This window comes from Wenjunlia vitaminophila DSM 41686 (assembly GCF_000380165.1).
GTDB lineage: Bacteria > Actinomycetota > Actinomycetes > Streptomycetales > Streptomycetaceae > Wenjunlia > Wenjunlia vitaminophila.
Map to the genome: position 1 here is coordinate 136,815 of NZ_KB904724.1, position 18,199 is coordinate 155,013.

Here is an 18,199-nt window from a genome sequence, read left to right on the forward strand (position 1 = left end):
CGACAGCCGTGCCGAACCAGACCCCCGTCCAGCGGGACGCACCGCTCACCCGCATGGCGAGACTCTTCCTGTGGATCAACTCGGGCTGCAACTCCCGCTGTCGCATGTGTGACATCTGGCGGGAGAAGCCGGGCACCAACCTGTCGGTGGCGCAGATCCGCCGGTGGGCCCCCCGGTGGCGCGAGCTCAGCCTGGGCAAAGTGATCATCTGCGGTGAGCCCCTGATGCACCCGGACGTCTGGGAGATCGCGTCGGTCATCAGGGAGCAGGGCATCCGGGTCGAGGTGCTCAGCAACGGCCTGCTGCTCGAACGGCACGCCCACGCGGTGGCCGCCCACTGCGACGCGTTCCGGGTGAGCCTGGACGGCCCCCGCGAGGTCCACGACGACGTCCGCAACGTCCCCCACGCGTTCGACCGCCTCCGCGCCGGCCTCGAACTGCTCGACCGCGTCCGGCCCGACCTCGCGGTGGAGGGGCGCTGCGCGGTCCACCGCCACAACTTCCGGCACCTGGGCGAGACCGTGGACGCCGCCCACGAACTGGGCCTGCGGGGCATCAGCTTCTCCGCCACCGACCTGCACAACGAGGAGGCGTTCCGGCGTTTCGGCGCCATCGACGAGGCGTACGTGGAGGCCCTGGCGATCCGCGGCGAGGACCTGGACGAGCTTGCCGTGCAGCTCGCCGCCCTGCGCCGGGACCACGCCGAGGACTTCGCCTCCGGGTACATCAGCGACACCCCGCAGGACCTGGACCGGCTGCTGACGCACTACTACCGCGCGGTCAACGGCCGGGCGGAGTTCCCCCCGGTGCGCTGCAACGCGCCCTGGACGTCGGCGATCCTGGAGTACGACGGGACGGTGCGGCCCTGTTTCCCGATGCCGGCGTACGGCACCGTCCACGGCCACGGCGGGCTCGCCGAGGCCGTCAACTCCCCGGAGGCGCTGGCCTTCCGCCGGGAGCTCGACGTCCTGGCCGACACCACCTGCCGGTTCTGCGTGTGCCCCACGGTCAGCGATGTCGGCGACTGACGGGCCGCCCGCCGCGGAGGGCGGCCGGGACGTGGTGCTGTGCGTCCCGCAGGGCGCGGCGGCGGCCGAGGCGTTCGTGGACCTGACCGGCCGGCCCCTGGTGCGGGCCGCCGACCTGGACGAGGCCGGCCGGCTGCTGGCCGGGCCCGGGGTGCGCACCGCGCTGCTCTCCGTGGGCGCCGCCCCCATGGCGTTCACCGCGAGCGCCGCCTACCGCGCGCACCACGCCGGCCGGGGCCTGGGGTGGGTCTTCGGCTGGGACGGCCCCGAGGCGGCGCTGGCCCACGCCCGGAAGATCGCCGGGTTCCGGTTCCGCGGCGCCAGGGAGGCCCTGGTCTGGTCCTCCCAGGCCCTGCCGGGGGTCCGCGAGGCAGCCGCCGGCGGCCTGCGCCTGCTGTCGGGGCCGATACCCGAGCTGGCCACGTCGCTCGCCGAGCCACGCCTGTTCACCGCGCTCAGCAGCCACGGCCTGGGCATCGACCTGTGGCTCGGGTCCGGGCTGCTGTGCTCCGCGCTGGACGCCGGGTCGCCGCGGCTGCGGGGGCAGGCCGTCCACCCCTGCCTCCAGGGCGGTCCCTGCCTGCGCGGGGAACGGGACCCGGGCGGCCCCGGGGAGCCCGACCGGCTCGCCGTCACCGGGGTCGCCTCCGCCATGCTGGTCCTGGACAGTTGCCGCGGCCTGCGGCTGGCCCCCCGCACCCGCTCGGCCTGCCTGGCGTCGGCGGCGGCACTCGGCCCGCACGCCGGGGTGGTGCTGGCCCCGGTCAGCGACGTCGAGGGGGTGCCGGGGGCACACCTGGCGGCGGGCGCGGCGCTGCTCGGCGGAGCCCCGGCGCACCGCGCCCTCGCCCTGGAGAACCGCGTGAACCTCGCCGCCATGGGGACCGCGCCGTGGCTGTTGCTCGGTGACCCGCTCGCGGTGCTCACCCGCCCCCGCTGCCCGGGCCGGGGCCCCGCGCGGGGGCGGTCGGTGGACGGCACCACGGTGCTGTTCCCGGCCACCCCCGAGGGCACCGTCACCATCGTCAGCGGGGAACCGGAACGGCCGTCCCAGCCGCGGGTGTGGGTCGGGCCCATCCCCGGCACCGGGCGGGTCGCGGTGGTCACCCAGGGGCTGCGGCGCCCGGTCGTCCGCGCGGTGGACCGGGCCGGGGAGCCGGCGTGCACGCTCCACCGGGAACTGCTGTCCTGCGCCGCCGCCGTGGCCACCTCGGCGCGGTTCGCGGCGACCGCGGCGGAGCTCCTCGGCGGGGCGGACGGTCAGCGGGCGCGGCAGGTCGCCGACGCCCTCGACGAGTGGCTGCGGCGCGCCCCGCGGCTGCGCGCGGGCCCGCCGGGCACCGTGCCGCACGGCGGCTGGGACCGGCAGCGCGACCGCTGGTACCGGGCGGAACGCCGCGCGTGGCAGGGCCTGCACGACGACCTGGCCGACGTGATGAGCCGGTTCACCACCGCCCTCGGGCCGTTGCAGACCGCCTTCCACCTCGACGCCCGGGTGGTGCCGGGGACGCCGGGCGAACCAGCCGAGCGGTGTCCCTACTGCCGGTCGCCCGCCCAGTGGCGGGAGTTCCGGCTCGACGCGCTGTCCCGTTCCCGCAGGGCCCTGCTGTGCTGGGCCTGTGACCTGGTCTACGACGGCCCCGCCGACCGGCCGGCGGCGGTGCTGTGCGGGCCCGCGGCGGTCCGGGGCGGCGAGGCGGTGCCGTTCGTGCTGCGTGCCGGTGGCCCGGCCAGGGCCGGAGCGGTACGGCCCCACGCGGCCGCGGTGCGGTTCGCGGTGGAGCGGGTGCCCTGGCGGATGGGCGTGCGGGTGTCACCCGGCGGGGGGTCCCCCGAGTCGGTGGGCGGCGCCGGGGTCACGTCACGGCATCTGGTGACGGTGGACCAGGCGCCCCCGGGCCTGTACTTCCTGGTGGGCTCCCTGGTGGTGGGCGGTGAGGCCGTGACGATCCGCCGGCCGCTGCACCTCGTTCCTCCGGATGGCGCAGGGTGAATCGGTGTACGGTCATGATCCGGTCGAACCGGGTCCCAGCCGAGTCGTTGGTCGCACCGCCGCCGAGGAAGTTGTACTCAGATGCTTGATATCGAACTCATCCGGAAAGAGCCGGACATGGTCCGGGACGCCCTGCTCAAGCGCATGGACGAGGTGGACCTCGAACCGGTCCTCAAGGCCGACCGGGACCGCCGTCGGCTGCTCCAGGAGGTCGAGTCGGCGCGGGCCGAGCGCAAGCGGCTCACCAAGGAGATCGGTCGGCAACGGGCGTCCGGCGGCGACACCGCGGAGGCCGAGCGCCGCGCCGCGGGGATCGGCGAGGAGATCGACCGCGCGCAGGCCGAGTTGACGGGCGTCGAGGAGGCGCTGCGCGGGCTGCTGATGGAGCTGCCCAACCTCCCCGACGACCGGACGCCGCCCGGGGGCAAGGAGGCCAACCAGGTGGTCCGCACCTGGGGCGAGCGGCCCGACCTGGGCGACGCCCCGCTGGACCACGTGGAGCTCTCCACCAGGCTCGGCCTCGTGGACTACGCCCGCGGGGTCAAGCTGGGCGGCAACGGCTACTGGCTGTACACCGGGCAGGGAGCCGCGCTGGAGTGGGCGCTGCTGGACTTCTTCAACCGGGAGCACTACGCCGCGGGGTACGAGTTCATGCTGCCGCCTCACGTGCTCACCGAGGAGTCCGGGTACGCCGCCGGGCAGTTCCCCAAGTTCTACGACGACGTCTTCCACATCCAGGCCACCGAGGGCGGGCGCGGGTCCTTCCTGCTGCCGACCGCCGAGACCGCGATCCTGAACGTCTACCGCGACGAGATCCTGCCGCTGGACCAGCTCCCGATCAAGGCGTTCGCGTACACCCCCTGCTACCGCCGGGAGTCCGGGAGCCACCGCAGCCAGGAGCGCGGAACCGTCCGCGGCCACCAGTTCAACAAGGTGGAGATGTTCCAGTTCACCACCCCGGAGCTGGCCGAGGAGGCGCTGACCGAGCTGGTCGGGCGCACCGAGTCCCTGGTGGAGAAGCTGGGCCTGCACTACCGGACGTCGCTGCTCGCCGCCCGCGACGCCAGCGCCACCATGCGCATGACCTACGACGTCGAGGTGTGGATCCCCAGCATCCAGACCTACAAGGAGGTGTCCTCGGCCTCCTGGGCCGGCGACTACCAGGCGCGGCGGGCCAACATCCGTTACCGGCCGGCACCGGGCAGGCCCACCACCCTGGTGCACACCCTCAACGCCTCGGGTCTCGCCACCAGCCGACTGCTGCCGGCGATCCTCGAGCAGAACCAACGCCCCGACGGGTCGGTGGTCGTCCCCGAGCCGCTGCGGGCCTGGGTGGGAACCGACGTCATCCATCCGCGGCGCTGAGCCGGGCCGGCCCCCCGCGGCCGGCGCCCGCCCGCGCGCAGAACAGGAGGGACACCATGCCCACGACCGATCCGCGCGCGCTGGTGGGTGCGCTGGCCGAGCACCAGAGCAGGGCCCGGCGGGCCCTGAACCTGACCCCCAGCGAGAACACCATGTCACCGCTGGCGCGGGTGCCACTGGTGTGCGACGTCTACTCCCGCTACTTCTTCGACCACCTGCGCCTGCTCGGCTCGTGGAGCTTCTACGGCGGTCTCGAGCCGGGCCGGATCGAGCTGGACATCCTGGTGCCGCTGCTGCGGGAACTGGCCGGGGCCGCCCATGTGGACGTCAGGCCGATCTCCGGGCTGAACTGCATGACCGTGGCCCTGGCCGCGCTGTGCCCCCGCGGCGGCACCGTGTACACCGTCCCGCTGGCCAGCGGCGGACACATGAGCACCCCCGTGGTCGCCGACCAGCTCGGCCTGCGCACCGTGCCGCTGCCCATGGACCGCCACCACGACGTGGACCCGGACCGGCTGGCGGACCTGCTGCGACGGGACCCGGCCGACCTGATCTACCTCGACCAGTCCACCCAACTGTTCCCGCTCGACGCCGGGCCGGTCCGGGACCTGGCGGACCGGCTCTCCCCGCGGACCCTGATCCACTACGACTCCAGCCACGTCAACGGGCTGGTCCTCGGCGGGGCGGTGCCCAACCCGCTGCGCCGCGGGGCCCACACCTTCGGCGGCTCCACCCACAAGACCCTCCCCGGCCCCCACAAGGGGTTCCTCGCCACCGACGACGAGGAGCTGGCCAAGCGGATCGGTGCCGTCGCCGACCACCTGGTCAGCCATCACCACCTGGGAGAGGTCGTGTCGTTGGCGGTGACCCTGCTCGAGCTCCGGGACCGCGACGGCGCGGGGTACGCGCGGAAGGTCATCGACAACGCCCGGGTGTTCGCCCGGACCATGCACCGGCACGGCCGCACCGTGGCCGCGGCCGACCGCGGCTTCACCGGCTGCCACCAGGTCTGGGTCCGGGCGGGCGCGGGGGTGGACCCGCACCGCGCGGCCGACCGCATGTACGCCCAGGGCCTGTTGGTCAACAAGCTGGACGGGCTGCCCGGTCTCGACGGCACGTCGTTCCGGCTGTCCGTGGCCGAGGTGACCCGGCTGGGCGCCGGGGCGGAGCACGCCTCGGCGCTCGGCGAGGTGGTCGCCGCGCTCCTCGGCGACGAGGACGCCGACCGGACCGCGGACATCGCGCGACTGCGGTCCTCGCTGTCCCACCCGCGCTACTGCTACACCTCCGACGAGGTCGAGCGGATGGGCGCCCCCGGGGAACTGCTGGCGCTGATGCGCGCGATCGAGACGCTGACCGGGGCGGGGTGAGCCGGGTGCGGGGAACGCACCGCACGTCCCCCGGAGCCGTCCCGCTGGACACCGGCGGGTGCGCGGCGGCCCCCGCGCCGCTCTTCCGGTCCTGCTCGGGCGAAGGCCCCTCCGCTTGTGAGCATCGCCCACCACACCGGGACCGTCAGAAGCGATCCGGGCGGCAACCTGCCAGAGCCGACTCAACGGTTCCGTCGACCAACTCCCGTGCGACCAGGCGGCCCACGGCCGCGGCGAGCGTGACCGCCGAGTGCATCACTGCCACGTAGAGGCCGGGGACCTCGGTGACCGGGCCGATGATCGGCTCACCGTCGGCCGGCATCGGGCGCACCCCGAGTCGGGTGCTGAGCAACTCGACGCTCCCGGCGCCGTGGAAAGTGGACCGGACGGCGGCAAGGGTCCTTTCGGGCGAGTCCGCGGCGGCGATCAGCCGGTCCGCGGCGACCTGCCGAAGATCGAAGTCCTCGGTGTTGACCACGGTGCGGACCAGACCGGCCGGGGCGCGGAGCCGGAACAGCGGGCACGGCGACGGTTGGACCGGGACGCGCACGCCGAGCGGCGCGCCCAGCGCGGCCGTGGCGACTCCGGCGGCCAGCACCACCGTCGCACCGGAAACGGTTCCTGATGTCGTCTCAACCCCGATGACCCGGCCCGCCGTGTCTCGGCGGACCGCGGTGACCGGCGTGTCCAGGTGCACCCGAGCTCCATGGGCGCGAGCGCCCGCGACCAGCCGCTCGGTCACGCCCACCGGGTCAACAGCGCCGTCACCCGGCGTCCAGACAGCCCACTCCGGGGGCTGGCGGAGGGCGGGCTCGAGCGTCGCCACGGTGGCCGCGTCCAGGATCGTCTGCCCGGGCCCGGCGTCCGGCGCACCGTCCTGACTGTTCCAGCTCAGCGAGCCGGACCAGGTCACCGGGAGTCCCGGCAACTCGGCCTCGAGCCGGTGGTACTCCGCCGTCGCGGTGGCCCGCAGCCCGGCGGCCGGACCCTTGAGCACGCCGAACGAGCCGACCCAGGCGAACGAGTCCGCGGTCACCCCGGCGCCCGGCCGCCCGGCGTCGACCAACGTCACGGTGGCGCCCGCCCGGGCGGCGTGATAGGCCACCGACGCGCCGACGATGCCGGCGCCGACGACGACCAGGTCCCTAGCCGGTGGGCTCAACACGTTCCCGACCTTAACGTTCCGCGGTGTCCGACCCCCAAACGAGATTTCGACGCGGGACACTGGGCTGTCCATCCGTAGGAGCCCGCCGGAGCCGAGCGCCTCGCCCGGATGGGCACTCCGTACCATCACGGTGGCCGCCGACCACGTGCCGGTACCGTCCCAACCTCCGTCCCCGGCCCCCGGAGCATCCCGTGCACACCGTGACCCATGCCGACGTCAAGGCCGCCGCCGAGCGCACCGCCGGCACCCTGCGCCCGGTGACCGTCGCCCCCGTCGCCCCCGCGGAACCGGGCGCGTTCGGCGGCGCGGAGGTGTACTGGGCCCTGGAGTTCCTCCAGCACACGGGGTCGTTCAAGGCCCGGGGCGCGGCCAACTTCACCGCGGCGCACCGCGCGGACGGCGCCATGCCGGAGGCCGGCGTGGTCATCGCGTCCGGGGGCAACGCCGGTCTGGCGTGTGCCTGGGCGGCCCGGCGGCACGGGGTTCCGGCGACGGTGTTCGTGCCCCGCGGCGCGCCCCCGGTGAAGGTTGCCCGGCTGCGCGCGCTGGGCGCACGGGTGCGGCTCGAGGGGAACGAGTACGCCGAGGCGCTGGATGCCTCGCGGGCCTACGCCCGGGAGGTCGGTGCGGTGGAGTCCCACGCCTACGACCACACCCTGGTCGCCGCCGGAGCCGGGACGCTCCTTCCGGAGATCGTCGCCGCGGTGCCGGACCTGGACACCGTCGTGGTCGCGGTCGGTGGGGGCGGGCTCTTCGCCGGCGTGACCGCCGCGGCGGACCACCACGGCGTCCGGGTCGTGGCGGTGGAGCCGGCCACCTGCCGGGCGTTGCACGCGGCACTCGAAGCCGGCCGCGTCATCGACGTCCCCGTGGACTCGGTCGCCGCCGACTCACTCGGCGCGCGCCGCGCCTCGGCCGCCGCCCTGGACTGGGCCAGGACCGCGGACGTCCGCTCGGTGCTGGTCGCGGACGACGCCATCGTCCGAGCCCGCCACCTGCTGTGGGACCAGCACCGCCTGGCCGTGGAGCACGCCGCGGCCACCGCGCTCGCGGCGCTCACCACCGGCGCCTACCGCCCCGCCGTCGGCGAGCGGGTCGCCGTGGTGCTGTGCGGCGCCAACACCGACCCGGCGGACCTCGTCACCCGCGGCCCCGGAGGGTGAGGTCCGGGCCCCTCCCTCAGCTCCCGGTGCCCTCCGCCTCCGCCGGCGTCGGGGTCGGCGTCGGCGTCGGGGTGGCACCGGCCGCCCTGGGGTACCGCGGTGGCCGTGCCCAGCCGAGCAGCACCCCGGCCAGCTTCCGTAACCAGTCCCAGCCGATCCGGCCCGCGGCCTCCTCAAGCAGCCGGAACACCGCGTAGTACGCGGCGGTCAGTGCGGCGGTGACCGCCGCGGTGGCGGTCTCGCCGTCCAGGTCGAAACCGGCCCTCGCGGCCAGGCCCAGCAGCAGGCCGACCACGATGGGCACCACGGTGCGCATGAAGCTGGCGAAAAGGTCCACTTCAGGATCACGTCCTTCGGATGGGGTGCGCGCGACCGGCGCCCACGGCACGCTGATCACCCGGGTCGGACGGTCCACCTGTCCGGACGTCAGGGACCGTGGAGAAGTCTTCAGGGGTTTCATTCCCCGCCGGGCGTCGCCCGCACCGTCGTTGCCCGCACCGTCGGCGGATGCGCCGGCCACCACCCAGGGACCGCGGGGCTGCCACCGGATCGGGGCGGGACTGGCTACCCTGGTGCGGTGACCGCTTCCCCGAGCGTTTTCGACCAGTTGGCCTCGGCCCGGTACATGCTGCTGACCACGTTCCGCCGGGACGGCAGGGCGGTGGCCACCCCGGTGTGGGTGATGCGTGACGGCGACGCCCTCGCGGTGTGGACCAACGCCGACTCCGGCAAGGTCAAGCGCATCCGCAACGACGGTCGCGTCACCGTCGTCCCCTGCACCATGCGGGGCCGCCCCCGGGGCAGGGCCGTGCCGGCCGTCGCCGAGATCCCGGGCCCCGAGCAGACGGCGCACTTCACCGAGCTGATGCAGCGCAAGTACGGCGTCCAGGCCCGGTTGGCCCTGCTGGGCAGCCGCCTGCGCGCCGGCGGGAGCAACACCGTGGGCCTCCGCGTCCGACTGACCGACTGACCGGCTCACGGGGGCCGAGGAACAGCGGGTGCTGGAGGAACGGGAGTTCGCCGAGGCGAAGGCCGAGCTGCGGGCGTGGGGGCGCCCCGGAGGTACGGGCCGCGCAGCGGCGGATCGTCAGCACCATCAACGCGTCCGGCAGGCTGAACGGAGACGGGCTCGCCATCAGCCTCGGGGGACATCGGTACAGCGGTTGTCGGTGAGTGCGAAGACGGTCCGGCCGACCGCTCCGTGTCCTCCTCGACGAACCCGGACCGGGCGAGCATCTATGCGTGGATTTCTTCTCAATGTCCTTTCGTGGCAAGCTTTTTGAATCCGTTTGGTGACAGAACCAGGGCCTCGCGTACCCCCAGGGCTACCAGAATCTTCTGTGGCGTCACTCGCCGGACCCACCCACAGGCATCCTCGGGGGAATCACATGCACCGTTCCATCGCGTCCGTGGCCGCAGCCATCGTGCTCGCCGCCACCCTTACTGCGTGCGGCGGCTCGGACGGAAACAGCGCCGACTCCGATCACCCGAAGATGCCGGGCATCAGTTTCCCGCCGGGCGTGGACCAGACCCCGGACGACGCGTCCAGCGACACTCCGGTCACGGACCCCACCACCACCCGGCCCACCTCCGGCAAGATCGGCGACACCCTCGTCCTAGAGGGATCGCCCGGGACCACCGCCGGCACCGTCCTGGTCGACATCACCCTGGACACGTACGAGGACCACGCCCAGCCCACCCTCGACGTCTTCGCGGCTGCCACCGGAAAGCGCCTGGTCGCGGCGCAGTTCACGATCGCCTCCAAGGGCGACACCGCCTACGTGGACAGCACCGGGGTCCTGGGCGCGAAGGTCGTCGACGACCAGGGCCAGGCGTACCGCGCCAAGCCCGGCCAGGTCACCTCGGGCAGCTCCTTCCCGCTCATCCTGAGCGTCCAGCCGGGCCAGAAGGCCACCGGCTGGGTGGTCTTCGACGTCCCCCAGGACGCGAAGATCACGGGCGTCCAGTACAGCATGGACCCGATCGGGGACAGCTTCGGGGACAGCAAGCCGGAGGGCCACGGCAGGTGGAGCCTCAACTGATTTCCAGCACGTGGCAGTCAGCGGCGCCGACACCCGTCCGGCGGGATCGCGGCGCCGCCCGCCACCGCTGCGTCACGGCTCGCGCAGACGCGCCGCGTCCCCGAACGCGACCAGGCGCATCCGGGTTCCGTCGCCGTCTCAGCGGGACACCGAGGCGTTGGGCACCGGCTCCGGCCTCGGACCGGGCGCGCCAACTCCCCGCCAGCACCTGACGTACCACCAGTACCACGGCATCGTGCGCGATGAGCAGGACATGCGCCCGGGTGGCGCCGGATCACCCGTCCCCGCGGCCCGTGCGTACACGAGGTTCGCCGTGCACTCCCCTGGTGGTGCGTGGAGCGGCGCAGCGCGATCAGATCGCGGTCGACGTCGTCCAGGAAGAAGAACCGCTCCAGCTCGCGGGGCGGGTCGGCCCGAGGCACCTGCCGTCGGCTGAATGAACCTGCTACTCCGCAGGAAGGGGACTCAGCGGAATCTGCATCAACGCCCAGCGCGTGAAGGTGAGCAGGGCTTCGCCGGCGATGTCCTCAAGCCGGTCGAAGTCCTCCGGCAGCACGTCGAGCAGGAAGTGCTCGACTTCCCCGTCGGCTCGCTTGATCAGGACGAGGGAGCGGTAACAGACCTTAGGGGGATGCTCAAGAAGGATCGCTCGCAGAGACCCCGTCGCATCGTCGGCCAGGTGCTGAGCAAGCCACCCAGGCTCACGTCCCCTGCCGAGGCGAAGCCGCTCGCCCTTCGTACTCAGTCCTACCAGATCTTGCTTGCTCACGCGCTTGATCGCTCTGGGCACCTTCTCCGGCATGGGAGCAGATTAGCCATCGACGGCCAGACCGCGATTTGCCGCACGGAACAGTCCATGCTCCTGCGACACCCCAGCACACACAGTGACTCCAACGACCGCTTGGGCAGCAGTACTCGCGACAGTTGAATACGCGAGTCCACCAGTATCAACCCCGCTCACCGACCCACCGGCCAGCCGCCGCCCCCAGCCCGCACGGCTCCCGGCCGGCAGCGTCGCCCCGCCGCGCCGTGGACGCCCCTGCCGAGGCGAAGCCGCTCGCCCTTCGTACTCAGTCCTACCAGATCTTGCTTGCTCACACGCTGGCCACCGTGCCGCACCGGTCGGACCCCCGTGACCAGCACGAACACCCGCTCCCCAGCGCTGCCGCCGCGCCGTCACCGGTCCCGCGCCGGACTGAGGTGGTGATCTCAGTGCCGTGTCAGCGGACTCTGCCAGAGTGGTGCTCGCAAGGACGGGGACGACGGTGACGGAGCCCCCGCCCGACGCGAGGAGAGATTCCCGTAGCGGCCCAACGGGGACCGGGAGGCAACTTCCGGTCTAGGTCTCACGGCCTTCGCAGGTTCGAATCCTGCTCTCTCCGCAACCTGTCGCCTGTGGACCCGCGCGACCACGTTCGATCCCCAGGCCCGACGACAACAGGCAGGGAGAGTGCCATGCCCCAAGGCCGTTGGGCAGGTTTCGCGCTGCTCATCGCCAACCCGGCCGCCGGCGGTCGGAGTCCTGAGCTCATCGACGCGGTGGCGGCGCACTGCGCGGAGCGGGTCTCCGTCCTGGACGTGGTGCGCACCGGCTATCCGGGGCACGCCTCGGAGATCGCCGCCAAGGCCATGGACGAACGGGTGGACCTGGTCATCTCCTTCGGCGGTGACGGGACCACCCGGGAGGTGGCGTCCGGTCTCGCCCGTGCCGCGCAGGCCCGTCCCGGCCTCGCGGTGCCGCCGCTGCTGCACCTGCCGGGCGGCACCGGCAACTCCTTCTACCGGGAGGTCTGGTCCGACCAGCCGTGGCAGCGGACGGTGGACGCGGCGCTCCTCGCCGACCGGCCGTCGCTGCGTCGGGTGGACCTGGCGCACATCGTGGACGCGGACGACTTCGCCCTGCTCGGCGCCGGTTCCGGACTGATCGCCGAGGCCCTGGTGACCGCGGCCAGGATCGCCGGGGAGAGCCACGGTCGGGACCGCTACCAGCAGAGCGTCGCGCTGACCCTGCGTGACTTCGCCCCTTACCCGGGCCGGGTGAGCGTGGACGGGCGCACGGTGCACGAGGGCACCGTCATCCTCGCCAACGTCGGCGGGGGCCGCTACCGGGGTGGCCAGTTCAAGGTGCTGCCGCACTCGGTGCTCGACGACGGCCTGCTCGACGTGTGCGTCATCGGTGGGGAACTGAGCCTGCGTGACCTGCCGGGCCTCACCCGCGACGGGAGCCATGTGCACCGTCCCGAGGTGGTCTACGCGCGGGGACGCAGCATCGTGCTCGAGCGCACCGACGGCAACCCGCTGACCTTCGAGTACGACGGGGAGCTGCAGACCGGTTCGGCGCAGCGGCACACCGTCGAGGTCATGCCGGGCGTCCTCCCCGTGCTCGCCCCGCCGGCCGCGCGGCCGGGCGGGGAGTGAGGGTCGCCGGGCGGGGACATCGACCGCATCAGTCACGAGGGAGAGCCCTGATGAACGGCCCTGAAGCGAAGACGACCACGGCCAGCGGCGGGGACAGGAACTGGACCTTCCCCATGGCCGGCGAGAACTTCTTCACCTGGGAGTACGGCAACGGCAGGGAGCGGCTGCTCAACCTGTACCAGAAGGGCAAGGACAAGCAGTGGGACAGCACCACGCGGATCGACTGGGACATCGAGGTGGACCCGTTCGACGCGCTGGGCACCCCGGAGAACACCCTCGCCCTGTACGGCTCCAAACAGTACGACAAGCTGAACACCCGTGAGCGGCAGGAGATGCGCCAGCACATGGCGTCCTGGGAGTTCAGCCAGTTCCTGCACGGCGAGCAGGGGGCGATGATCTGCTCGGCGCGGATCGTGCAGTCCGTCCCCGACCTCGACTCGAAGTTCTACGCCGCCACCCAGGTGATGGACGAGGCCCGGCACGCCGAGATCTTCTCCCGGTTCCTGGACGAGAAGATCGGCATGCAGTACAAGATCAACCCCAATCTCCAGGCCCTGCTGGGCGACGCGCTCAACGACTCCCGCTGGGACATGCCGTACCTGGGCATGCAGGTGCTGATCGAGGGCCTGGCGCTGGCCGCGTTCGGCATCCTGCGGGACAAGACCAACAAGCCGCTGCCCAAGCAGATCCTGGCCTACGTGATGCAGGACGAGGCGCGGCACGTGGCGTTCGGCCGGCTGGCGCTCCGGGACTACTACGCCCAGTTGTCGGCGAAGGAGATCGCCGAGCGCGAGGAGTTCGTGGTCGAGGGCTGCTACCTCATGCGGGATCGTTTCCGCATGCAGGAGGTCTGGGAGAACCTCGGCTTCGACATGGACGAGTGCATGGAGTACATGAACCGCGGCCCGCGGATGCGGGCGTTCAGGTCGTTGCTCTTCACCCGGATCGTGCCCTGTGTGCGGGACATCGGCCTGTGGGGGCCCAAGGTGAAGCAGGCGTACGAGGACATGGGCGTCCTGGAGATGGCCAACAGCGACCTGATCAAGCTCATGCAGTCCGACGAGGCCCAGGCGGAACTGCTGGACCGGGAACGGGCCGAGGCGGCGCGCCGGCAGGAGGCGCAGGAAATCGCCGACCGGGTGGCCGAGGTGGACCAGGCCATCACGGCCGGCGCCGCGGAGTGACCTCGGCGGCGGAGGAGCCGACGGCCTCCGGGAGCACCACCGCGGTTGACTCGCTCACCCGGCGGCTGGCCCGCTGGACCGCCGGGCTGCGCCTCGACGACGTTCCCGAACGGGTGATCCCGGTCGCGGTGAGCCAGGTGATCTCCCACCTGGCCACCGTCCGGGCCTCGGTGGCCCACCCGATGGGCCGCAGGCTGCTCACCGCGTTCGGCCAACCCGACCCCGCCGACCCCGCGCGCACCGCCCACCTGCTCGCCGCGCTGTCCTCCTGCCTGTACCTGGAGGACACCATGTACGCCGGGCACGTGGCGCACGCCGGAGTCGGGGTGCCGGTCGCCCACCAGGAACGGCAACGCCTGGACGGACGTGGTCTCCTGGCCGCGGTCATCGCCGCCAACGAGTCCGCGGCCAGGGTCACCGCGGCGGCCACCCTGGGACCGTTCCGCGGCCAGCAGGCCTCCCACACCCACCTGGTGGCCGCGGTCGCCGCCCGGCTGCACGGTGCCGGCGCCGACCACGACGCCCTGCTCAACGCGTGGGGACTGGCCCTGGCCGCGCCGCCGCTGTGGCTGCGCCCCTCGTTCCTCGGCAGCGACGCCAAGGTGCTCTCCGCGGCCGTCCCGGTGCGCATCGCCATGGACGCCTGCGACGCCGCGGCGGCCGGCCTGACCGGCCGGGACGACCTGCTGGAGCACCCCGACGGGGTGCTGGCCAAGTTCGCCCACGCCCCCGTCCCCGAGGCCGTGGTCGCCGGCCTCGGGGAGCGCTGGCACACCGAGACGCTGTCGTTCAAGCTCTTCCCCGGCGCGGTCCACCTCGACGCGCTGGTGGAGTGCGCCGCGGAGCTGCACCGCCGGCTCCGTCCACGCGGGGCGGACGACGTCGAGGCGGTGGAGATGCACGTGCCGCGGATGACCATGGTGATGAGCCGGCACGCCGGGCGCTACACCCGCGGGCCCGACTCACCCCTGGTCGCGGTCAACATGTGGGCCGGCTACAACGTGGCCACCGCCCTGCTCACCGGCGGCCTCGGGGTCGCGGACCTGGCGGAACCACTGGTGCGTGACCCGGACCGCTGGGCACTCGCCGGGAAGCTCACCATGATCCCCGACGAGACGCTGAGCCAGGAGGGCATCGCCGGGACCGCACCGGTCGGTGAGGCGCTGCGCCAGGCCGGGCCGCGGGCGCTGGACTGGAGGACCGAGCTGCCCGGCAAGCCCCTGGAACAGCTCCTCGAGGAACTCGGCCCGCCGAGCCCCACGTTCGAGCACGCCACCAAGAAGCTGGGCTGCCGGATGGTGGTGCGGATGGCGGACGGGCGCCGGGACAGCTACGCCATGGACGCCGGCACCGGCTCGGTGGGTTCGCCCTCCTGGTCCGCCCACCCCGAGCTGGTTCGCGACAAGCTGCTGGCCACCGGGGCGGACAAGGAGACCGCGCGGACCCTCGCCCGGCTCCCCGAACTGTCCGTGGACGAGCTGTCCCGGGTGCTGCGCCAGGTCCTCACCTGGTAGGGCGCCGCGGTGAACGGCCGCAGGAACAACGTCGGTCCCTCGTCGTGCGCATCGCGTGCGGACAACGGTCCTGCGGCCTCACCGGCGTGCCTCAGGGGCCCGGACGACCACGACCGGGCAGTGCGCGTGATGCAGCACGGCCTGGCTGACCGAGCCCAGCAGCAGGCCCGTGAACCCGCCGCGGCCCCGGGCACCGACGACGAGGAGTTCGGCGTTCCGGCTCGCCTCGATGAGCGCCTCACGGGCACCACCCCGCACCACCTCGTACTCGACCGCGACGCCGGGGTACCTCTCCCGGCGCCCGGCCACCGCCTCGGCCAGCAGACGTTCCTCACCGTCCGCGAGCATCCCCGGCTCGTACGCATAGGGCATCGAGGGGTCCTGCGGTGGGGGCACGTCCACGTTCCACGGGGTCCACGCGTGCAGGGCGGCGATGTCAGTGCCGCGGAGGGCCGCCTCCGCGAAGGCGAACCCCACCGCGGCGTCGCCGGCCGGTGAGCCATCGACCCCCAGCACGATCCGGTTGCCGGGACCAGGCCGTTCGCGCACCACCATGACCGGACAGTGGGCGTGCGCGGCCATGTGCACGGCCGTCGATCCCAGCAGCAGCCCGGTGAAGCCCCCCAGCCCCCGGCTGCCGACCACGACCAGCTCCGCCCTGCGCGACTGGGCCTCCAGCACCGTCAGCGGCTCACCGGTGACCACGGCCTCGGTGACCTCCACGTCCGGCGCCACCGAACGGGCACGCTCCACCGCCTCGGCCACCATCCGATCCACCATGTTGCGCAGCCCGCCCCCGCTCGGCCCCAGCGGCGACGGGCCGAGCGGTACGTGCATGACCGGCCAGAGGAACGCGTGCACCACCCTCAGCCCACACCCGCGCAGCCGCGCCTCACGGGCCGCGAGGTCGACCGCGTCCAGACTCGACGACGAACCGTCCACACCCACCACGACCGGGAGGCTCACCGTGGTCCTCCGATCCCCGGGCGCGTCGCAGGCCACCGGTCACCGCTGACCAGCCCCTGGCCGGGCCCAGCGCCGGGGTGCCACCACAGGGATCCGCGCGGCCACACCGTCATCACCCGCTCAGCCTCCTCACACCAGCCCCGCGCCACCTGGCCCGCCTCACCAACCGGCCGAACGGCCAGCCCCGGGACCACCGGTTCCCTGCCGGCGCCCTGCCCCACTCTCGTACCACGGGGAAGCCGACCGGTAACTCACCGCGGAGGTGTATACGCCGCGGCGGAGAACCCGGGGTATCGGTCGAACTGGCGAGCGCCGTGGCGGGGCGGGGTGCGGCGGCCTGGTGCGGGCCCGGCGCCCGCCCCGCACGGCCCGGGCTACCGGCCCGCGGCCCGCGCCCCGCGGTCACCCGGCCTGACCAGCCCGGTCTCGTACGCGAGCACCACGGCCTGGGCGCGGTCACGCAGGGCGAGCTTGGCGAAGATCCGGGCCACGTGGGACTTCACCGTGGCCTCGCTCAGGGTCAGCTCCGCGGCGAGCTCCGCGTTCGACAGACCGCGGCCCAGGAGCGTCAGGACCTCCAGCTCTCGGGGTGTCAGGGCGGCGAGGTCACCGTGCACGGCCGGCGGGCCGGCCGCGTCCGAGGCGAAGCGCTCCACCAGCCGACGCGTGATCGACGGGGCCAGCAGGGCGTCACCCGTGTTGACCAGCCGCACGGCCGCCGCCAGGTGCTCCGAGGTGACGTCCTTCAGGAGGAACCCGCTGGCCCCGACCGCCAGCGCGGCGTACACGTAGCGGTCCAGGTCGAAGGTGGTCAGCATGAGCACCCGGCAGCCGGGGACGTGCTCCAGGACCTGGCGGGCGGCCTCGAGGCCGTCCATGTTCGGCATGCGGATGTCCATCAGCACGACGTCCGGCCGGAGTTCGCGCGCCGCCGCCACCGCCTCCCAGCCGTCGGCCGCCTCACCCACCACGTCGATGCCCCGAGCGGCAAGGATCAACCGGAAGCCCGTCCTGATCAGGGTCTGGTCGTCGGCGATGAGGACCCGGGGCGCCGGCTCGGCCCCGGTCACGGGCGGTCCAGCGGGATGCGCGCCCGGACCCGGTAGCCGCCGCCGAGGCGGCGCCGGGCGTCCAGGTCCCCGCCGTACACCGCGACCCGCTCCCGCAGCCCCAGCAGTCCACGGCCCGCGCCCTCCCGGTACCGCGGGACGGCCCGTGCGGGCGCCGGTCGCTCCGCGACGTCGCCGGTCAGCGCGCTCCGACCGGTGCTCAGCACCTCCACGCGCAGCGCGTGGTCCGCGTACCGCACGATCACCTCGGCCCTGCCGCCATCACCGTGCTTGAGCGCGTTGGTCAGCCCCTCCTGGACGATCCGGTACGCGGTGGCGTCGATCCCCTGCGGCAGCGGGCGCGGCTCACCGGAGATCCGCACCTCCACCGGAAGGCCGGCGAACGATATTCGGTCCACGAGCTGGCCGAGCCGGTCCAGGCCGGGCTGCGGTGCCAGCGCCGCCGCGCCGCCGTCCCGGTCCGCGTCGCCGTGGGGGCCCTCGCCCGTGTCGTCGCCGTCCTGCGCCGGCGCCAACAGCCCCAGGAGGTGCCGCAGGTCGGTCATCGCGCCGCGCCCCGCGTCCTCGACCGCCCGAAGGGCCCGCGCGGCCTCGTCCGGCATCGTGTCCAGCACCTCGCGGGCCGCCCCCGCCTGGACCACCATGAGGCTGACGTTGTGGCTGACGATGTCGTGGAGCTCCCGGGCGATGCGGTCCCGCTCGGCGGCGACCGCGGCGTGCGCGGCGCTCTCCCGTTCCCGCTCCAGCAGCCAACCGCGTTCCCCCACGGCCTTCTGCCACCGGCGCCGCGTGCGCGCCAGGGCAACCGCCAGCCACCCGGCGGCCACACACGCCACCCCAAGCGCCGCCACCAGCACGTTCGCCTCCCACTCCCACACGGCGTTCACGGTCGCACATCGTCACCGGCGCCGCATCACCCTG

16 protein-coding genes and 1 tRNA gene are annotated in these 18,199 nt (G+C 73.5%); 11 read left to right on the forward strand and 6 right to left on the reverse strand.

Annotated features, from left to right (window positions below):
• The first annotated feature begins 8 nt into the window (after window positions 1-8).
• The 4 genes from A3IG_RS0126265 to A3IG_RS0126280 all read left to right on the forward strand — a co-directional run bounded on the left by A3IG_RS0126265 (window position 9) and on the right by A3IG_RS0126280 (window position 5,756).
• Entirely contained in the window at window positions 9-1,028 is a 1,020-nt protein-coding gene (locus A3IG_RS0126265; RefSeq protein ID WP_018386569.1) for a radical SAM protein, read from the forward strand.
• On the forward strand, window positions 1,015-3,021 hold the full coding sequence (locus tag A3IG_RS0126270) for a hypothetical protein (RefSeq protein WP_018386570.1): 2,007 nt from the start codon (window positions 1,015-1,017) through the stop codon (window positions 3,019-3,021). The genes A3IG_RS0126265 and A3IG_RS0126270 overlap by 14 nt, the downstream gene beginning before the upstream one ends.
• 81 nt (window positions 3,022-3,102) lie before the next feature.
• On the forward strand, window positions 3,103-4,386 hold the full coding sequence (gene serS / locus A3IG_RS0126275) for a serine--tRNA ligase (protein ID WP_018386571.1): 1,284 nt from the start codon (window positions 3,103-3,105) through the stop codon (window positions 4,384-4,386).
• Window positions 4,387-4,442: 56 nt separating this feature from the next.
• Window positions 4,443-5,756: a PLP-dependent aminotransferase family protein gene (locus A3IG_RS0126280; RefSeq protein WP_018386572.1), complete on the forward strand. Its 1,314-nt coding sequence runs from the start codon at window positions 4,443-4,445 to the stop codon at window positions 5,754-5,756.
• A gap of 145 nt (window positions 5,757-5,901) precedes the next feature.
• Here A3IG_RS0126280 and A3IG_RS0126285 read toward each other — a convergent pair whose 3' ends face one another.
• Window positions 5,902-6,921: an NAD(P)/FAD-dependent oxidoreductase gene (locus tag A3IG_RS0126285; protein WP_018386573.1), complete on the reverse strand. Its 1,020-nt coding sequence runs from the start codon at window positions 6,919-6,921 to the stop codon at window positions 5,902-5,904.
• A 191-nt stretch (window positions 6,922-7,112) separates the two neighbouring features.
• On the opposite strand from A3IG_RS0126285, the gene A3IG_RS0126290 reads away from it, so the two are divergent.
• Window positions 7,113-8,084: a serine/threonine dehydratase gene (locus tag A3IG_RS0126290; RefSeq protein ID WP_018386574.1), complete on the forward strand. Its 972-nt coding sequence runs from the start codon at window positions 7,113-7,115 to the stop codon at window positions 8,082-8,084.
• 16 nt (window positions 8,085-8,100) lie between these two features.
• Here A3IG_RS0126290 and A3IG_RS31395 read toward each other — a convergent pair whose 3' ends face one another.
• On the reverse strand, window positions 8,101-8,421 hold the full coding sequence (locus A3IG_RS31395; protein ID WP_018386575.1) for a hypothetical protein: 321 nt from the start codon (window positions 8,419-8,421) through the stop codon (window positions 8,101-8,103).
• Window positions 8,422-8,661: 240 nt separating this feature from the next.
• Here A3IG_RS31395 and A3IG_RS0126300 point away from each other — a divergent pair, with 240 nt between their 5' ends.
• Together A3IG_RS0126300 and A3IG_RS0126305 are read left to right on the forward strand one after the other, a co-directional pair.
• A complete protein-coding gene (locus A3IG_RS0126300; protein ID WP_018386576.1) occupies window positions 8,662-9,054 on the forward strand; it encodes a PPOX class F420-dependent oxidoreductase in 393 nt (130 codons plus the stop codon).
• A gap of 418 nt (window positions 9,055-9,472) precedes the next feature.
• Window positions 9,473-10,126 (forward strand): DUF4352 domain-containing protein, encoded by a 654-nt coding sequence (locus A3IG_RS0126305; RefSeq protein WP_018386577.1) that lies wholly within the window; start codon window positions 9,473-9,475, stop codon window positions 10,124-10,126.
• 445 nt (window positions 10,127-10,571) lie between these two features.
• Here the strand turns inward: A3IG_RS0126305 and A3IG_RS0126310 are convergent, their stop codons facing one another.
• A complete protein-coding gene (locus tag A3IG_RS0126310; RefSeq protein WP_040912355.1) occupies window positions 10,572-10,928 on the reverse strand; it encodes a hypothetical protein in 357 nt (118 codons plus the stop codon).
• Window positions 10,929-11,416: 488 nt separating this feature from the next.
• On the opposite strand from A3IG_RS0126310, the gene A3IG_RS34445 reads away from it, so the two are divergent.
• The 4 genes from A3IG_RS34445 (at window position 11,417) to A3IG_RS31405 (ending at window position 15,242) form a co-directional block, all read left to right on the forward strand.
• Window positions 11,417-11,508: transfer RNA gene (locus tag A3IG_RS34445), tRNA-OTHER, on the forward strand.
• 73 nt (window positions 11,509-11,581) lie between these two features.
• On the forward strand, window positions 11,582-12,544 hold the full coding sequence (locus A3IG_RS31400) for a diacylglycerol/lipid kinase family protein (RefSeq protein ID WP_018386579.1): 963 nt from the start codon (window positions 11,582-11,584) through the stop codon (window positions 12,542-12,544).
• 50 nt (window positions 12,545-12,594) lie between these two features.
• Window positions 12,595-13,728 carry a ferritin-like domain-containing protein gene (locus A3IG_RS0126320; RefSeq protein WP_018386580.1) on the forward strand — a complete coding sequence of 378 codons (1,134 nt, stop codon included), beginning with the start codon at window positions 12,595-12,597 and terminating at the stop codon, window positions 13,726-13,728.
• The gene (locus tag A3IG_RS31405) at window positions 13,725-15,242 is read left to right on the forward strand and encodes an MmgE/PrpD family protein (protein ID WP_018386581.1); all 1,518 of its coding nucleotides are present in this window, start codon (window positions 13,725-13,727) and stop codon (window positions 15,240-15,242) included. The genes A3IG_RS0126320 and A3IG_RS31405 overlap by 4 nt, the downstream gene beginning before the upstream one ends.
• 78 nt (window positions 15,243-15,320) lie before the next feature.
• On the opposite strand, the gene A3IG_RS0126330 is transcribed toward A3IG_RS31405, so the two are convergent.
• The 3 genes from A3IG_RS0126330 to A3IG_RS0126340 all read right to left on the reverse strand — a co-directional run bounded on the left by A3IG_RS0126330 (window position 15,321) and on the right by A3IG_RS0126340 (window position 18,165).
• On the reverse strand, window positions 15,321-16,208 hold the full coding sequence (locus tag A3IG_RS0126330) for a universal stress protein (RefSeq protein ID WP_018386582.1): 888 nt from the start codon (window positions 16,206-16,208) through the stop codon (window positions 15,321-15,323).
• A 374-nt stretch (window positions 16,209-16,582) separates the two neighbouring features.
• Complete coding sequence (locus A3IG_RS0126335) at window positions 16,583-17,278, reverse strand: response regulator (RefSeq protein WP_018386583.1); 696 nt, start codon at window positions 17,276-17,278, stop codon at window positions 16,583-16,585.
• Entirely contained in the window at window positions 17,275-18,165 is an 891-nt protein-coding gene (locus A3IG_RS0126340) for a sensor histidine kinase (protein ID WP_018386584.1), read from the reverse strand. Before A3IG_RS0126340 ends, A3IG_RS0126335 begins: the two co-directional genes overlap by 4 nt.
• Window positions 18,166-18,199 lie beyond the last annotated feature (34 nt).

Bases quoted from the DNA above. Each gene is read 5' to 3' on its own strand.
- A3IG_RS0126270 (WP_018386570.1), top strand. From the start codon at position 1,015: ATGTCGGCGACTGACGGGCCGCCCGCCGCGGAGGGCGGCCGGGACGTG.
- serS (WP_018386571.1), top strand. From the start codon at position 3,103: ATGCTTGATATCGAACTCATCCGGAAAGAGCCGGACATGGTCCGGGAC.
- A3IG_RS0126280 (WP_018386572.1), top strand. From the start codon at position 4,443: ATGCCCACGACCGATCCGCGCGCGCTGGTGGGTGCGCTGGCCGAGCAC.
- A3IG_RS0126305 (WP_018386577.1), top strand. From the start codon at position 9,473: ATGCACCGTTCCATCGCGTCCGTGGCCGCAGCCATCGTGCTCGCCGCC.
- A3IG_RS0126310 (WP_040912355.1), bottom strand. From the start codon at position 10,928: ATGCCGGAGAAGGTGCCCAGAGCGATCAAGCGCGTGAGCAAGCAAGAT.
- A3IG_RS31400 (WP_018386579.1), top strand. From the start codon at position 11,582: ATGCCCCAAGGCCGTTGGGCAGGTTTCGCGCTGCTCATCGCCAACCCG.
- A3IG_RS0126320 (WP_018386580.1), top strand. From the start codon at position 12,595: ATGAACGGCCCTGAAGCGAAGACGACCACGGCCAGCGGCGGGGACAGG.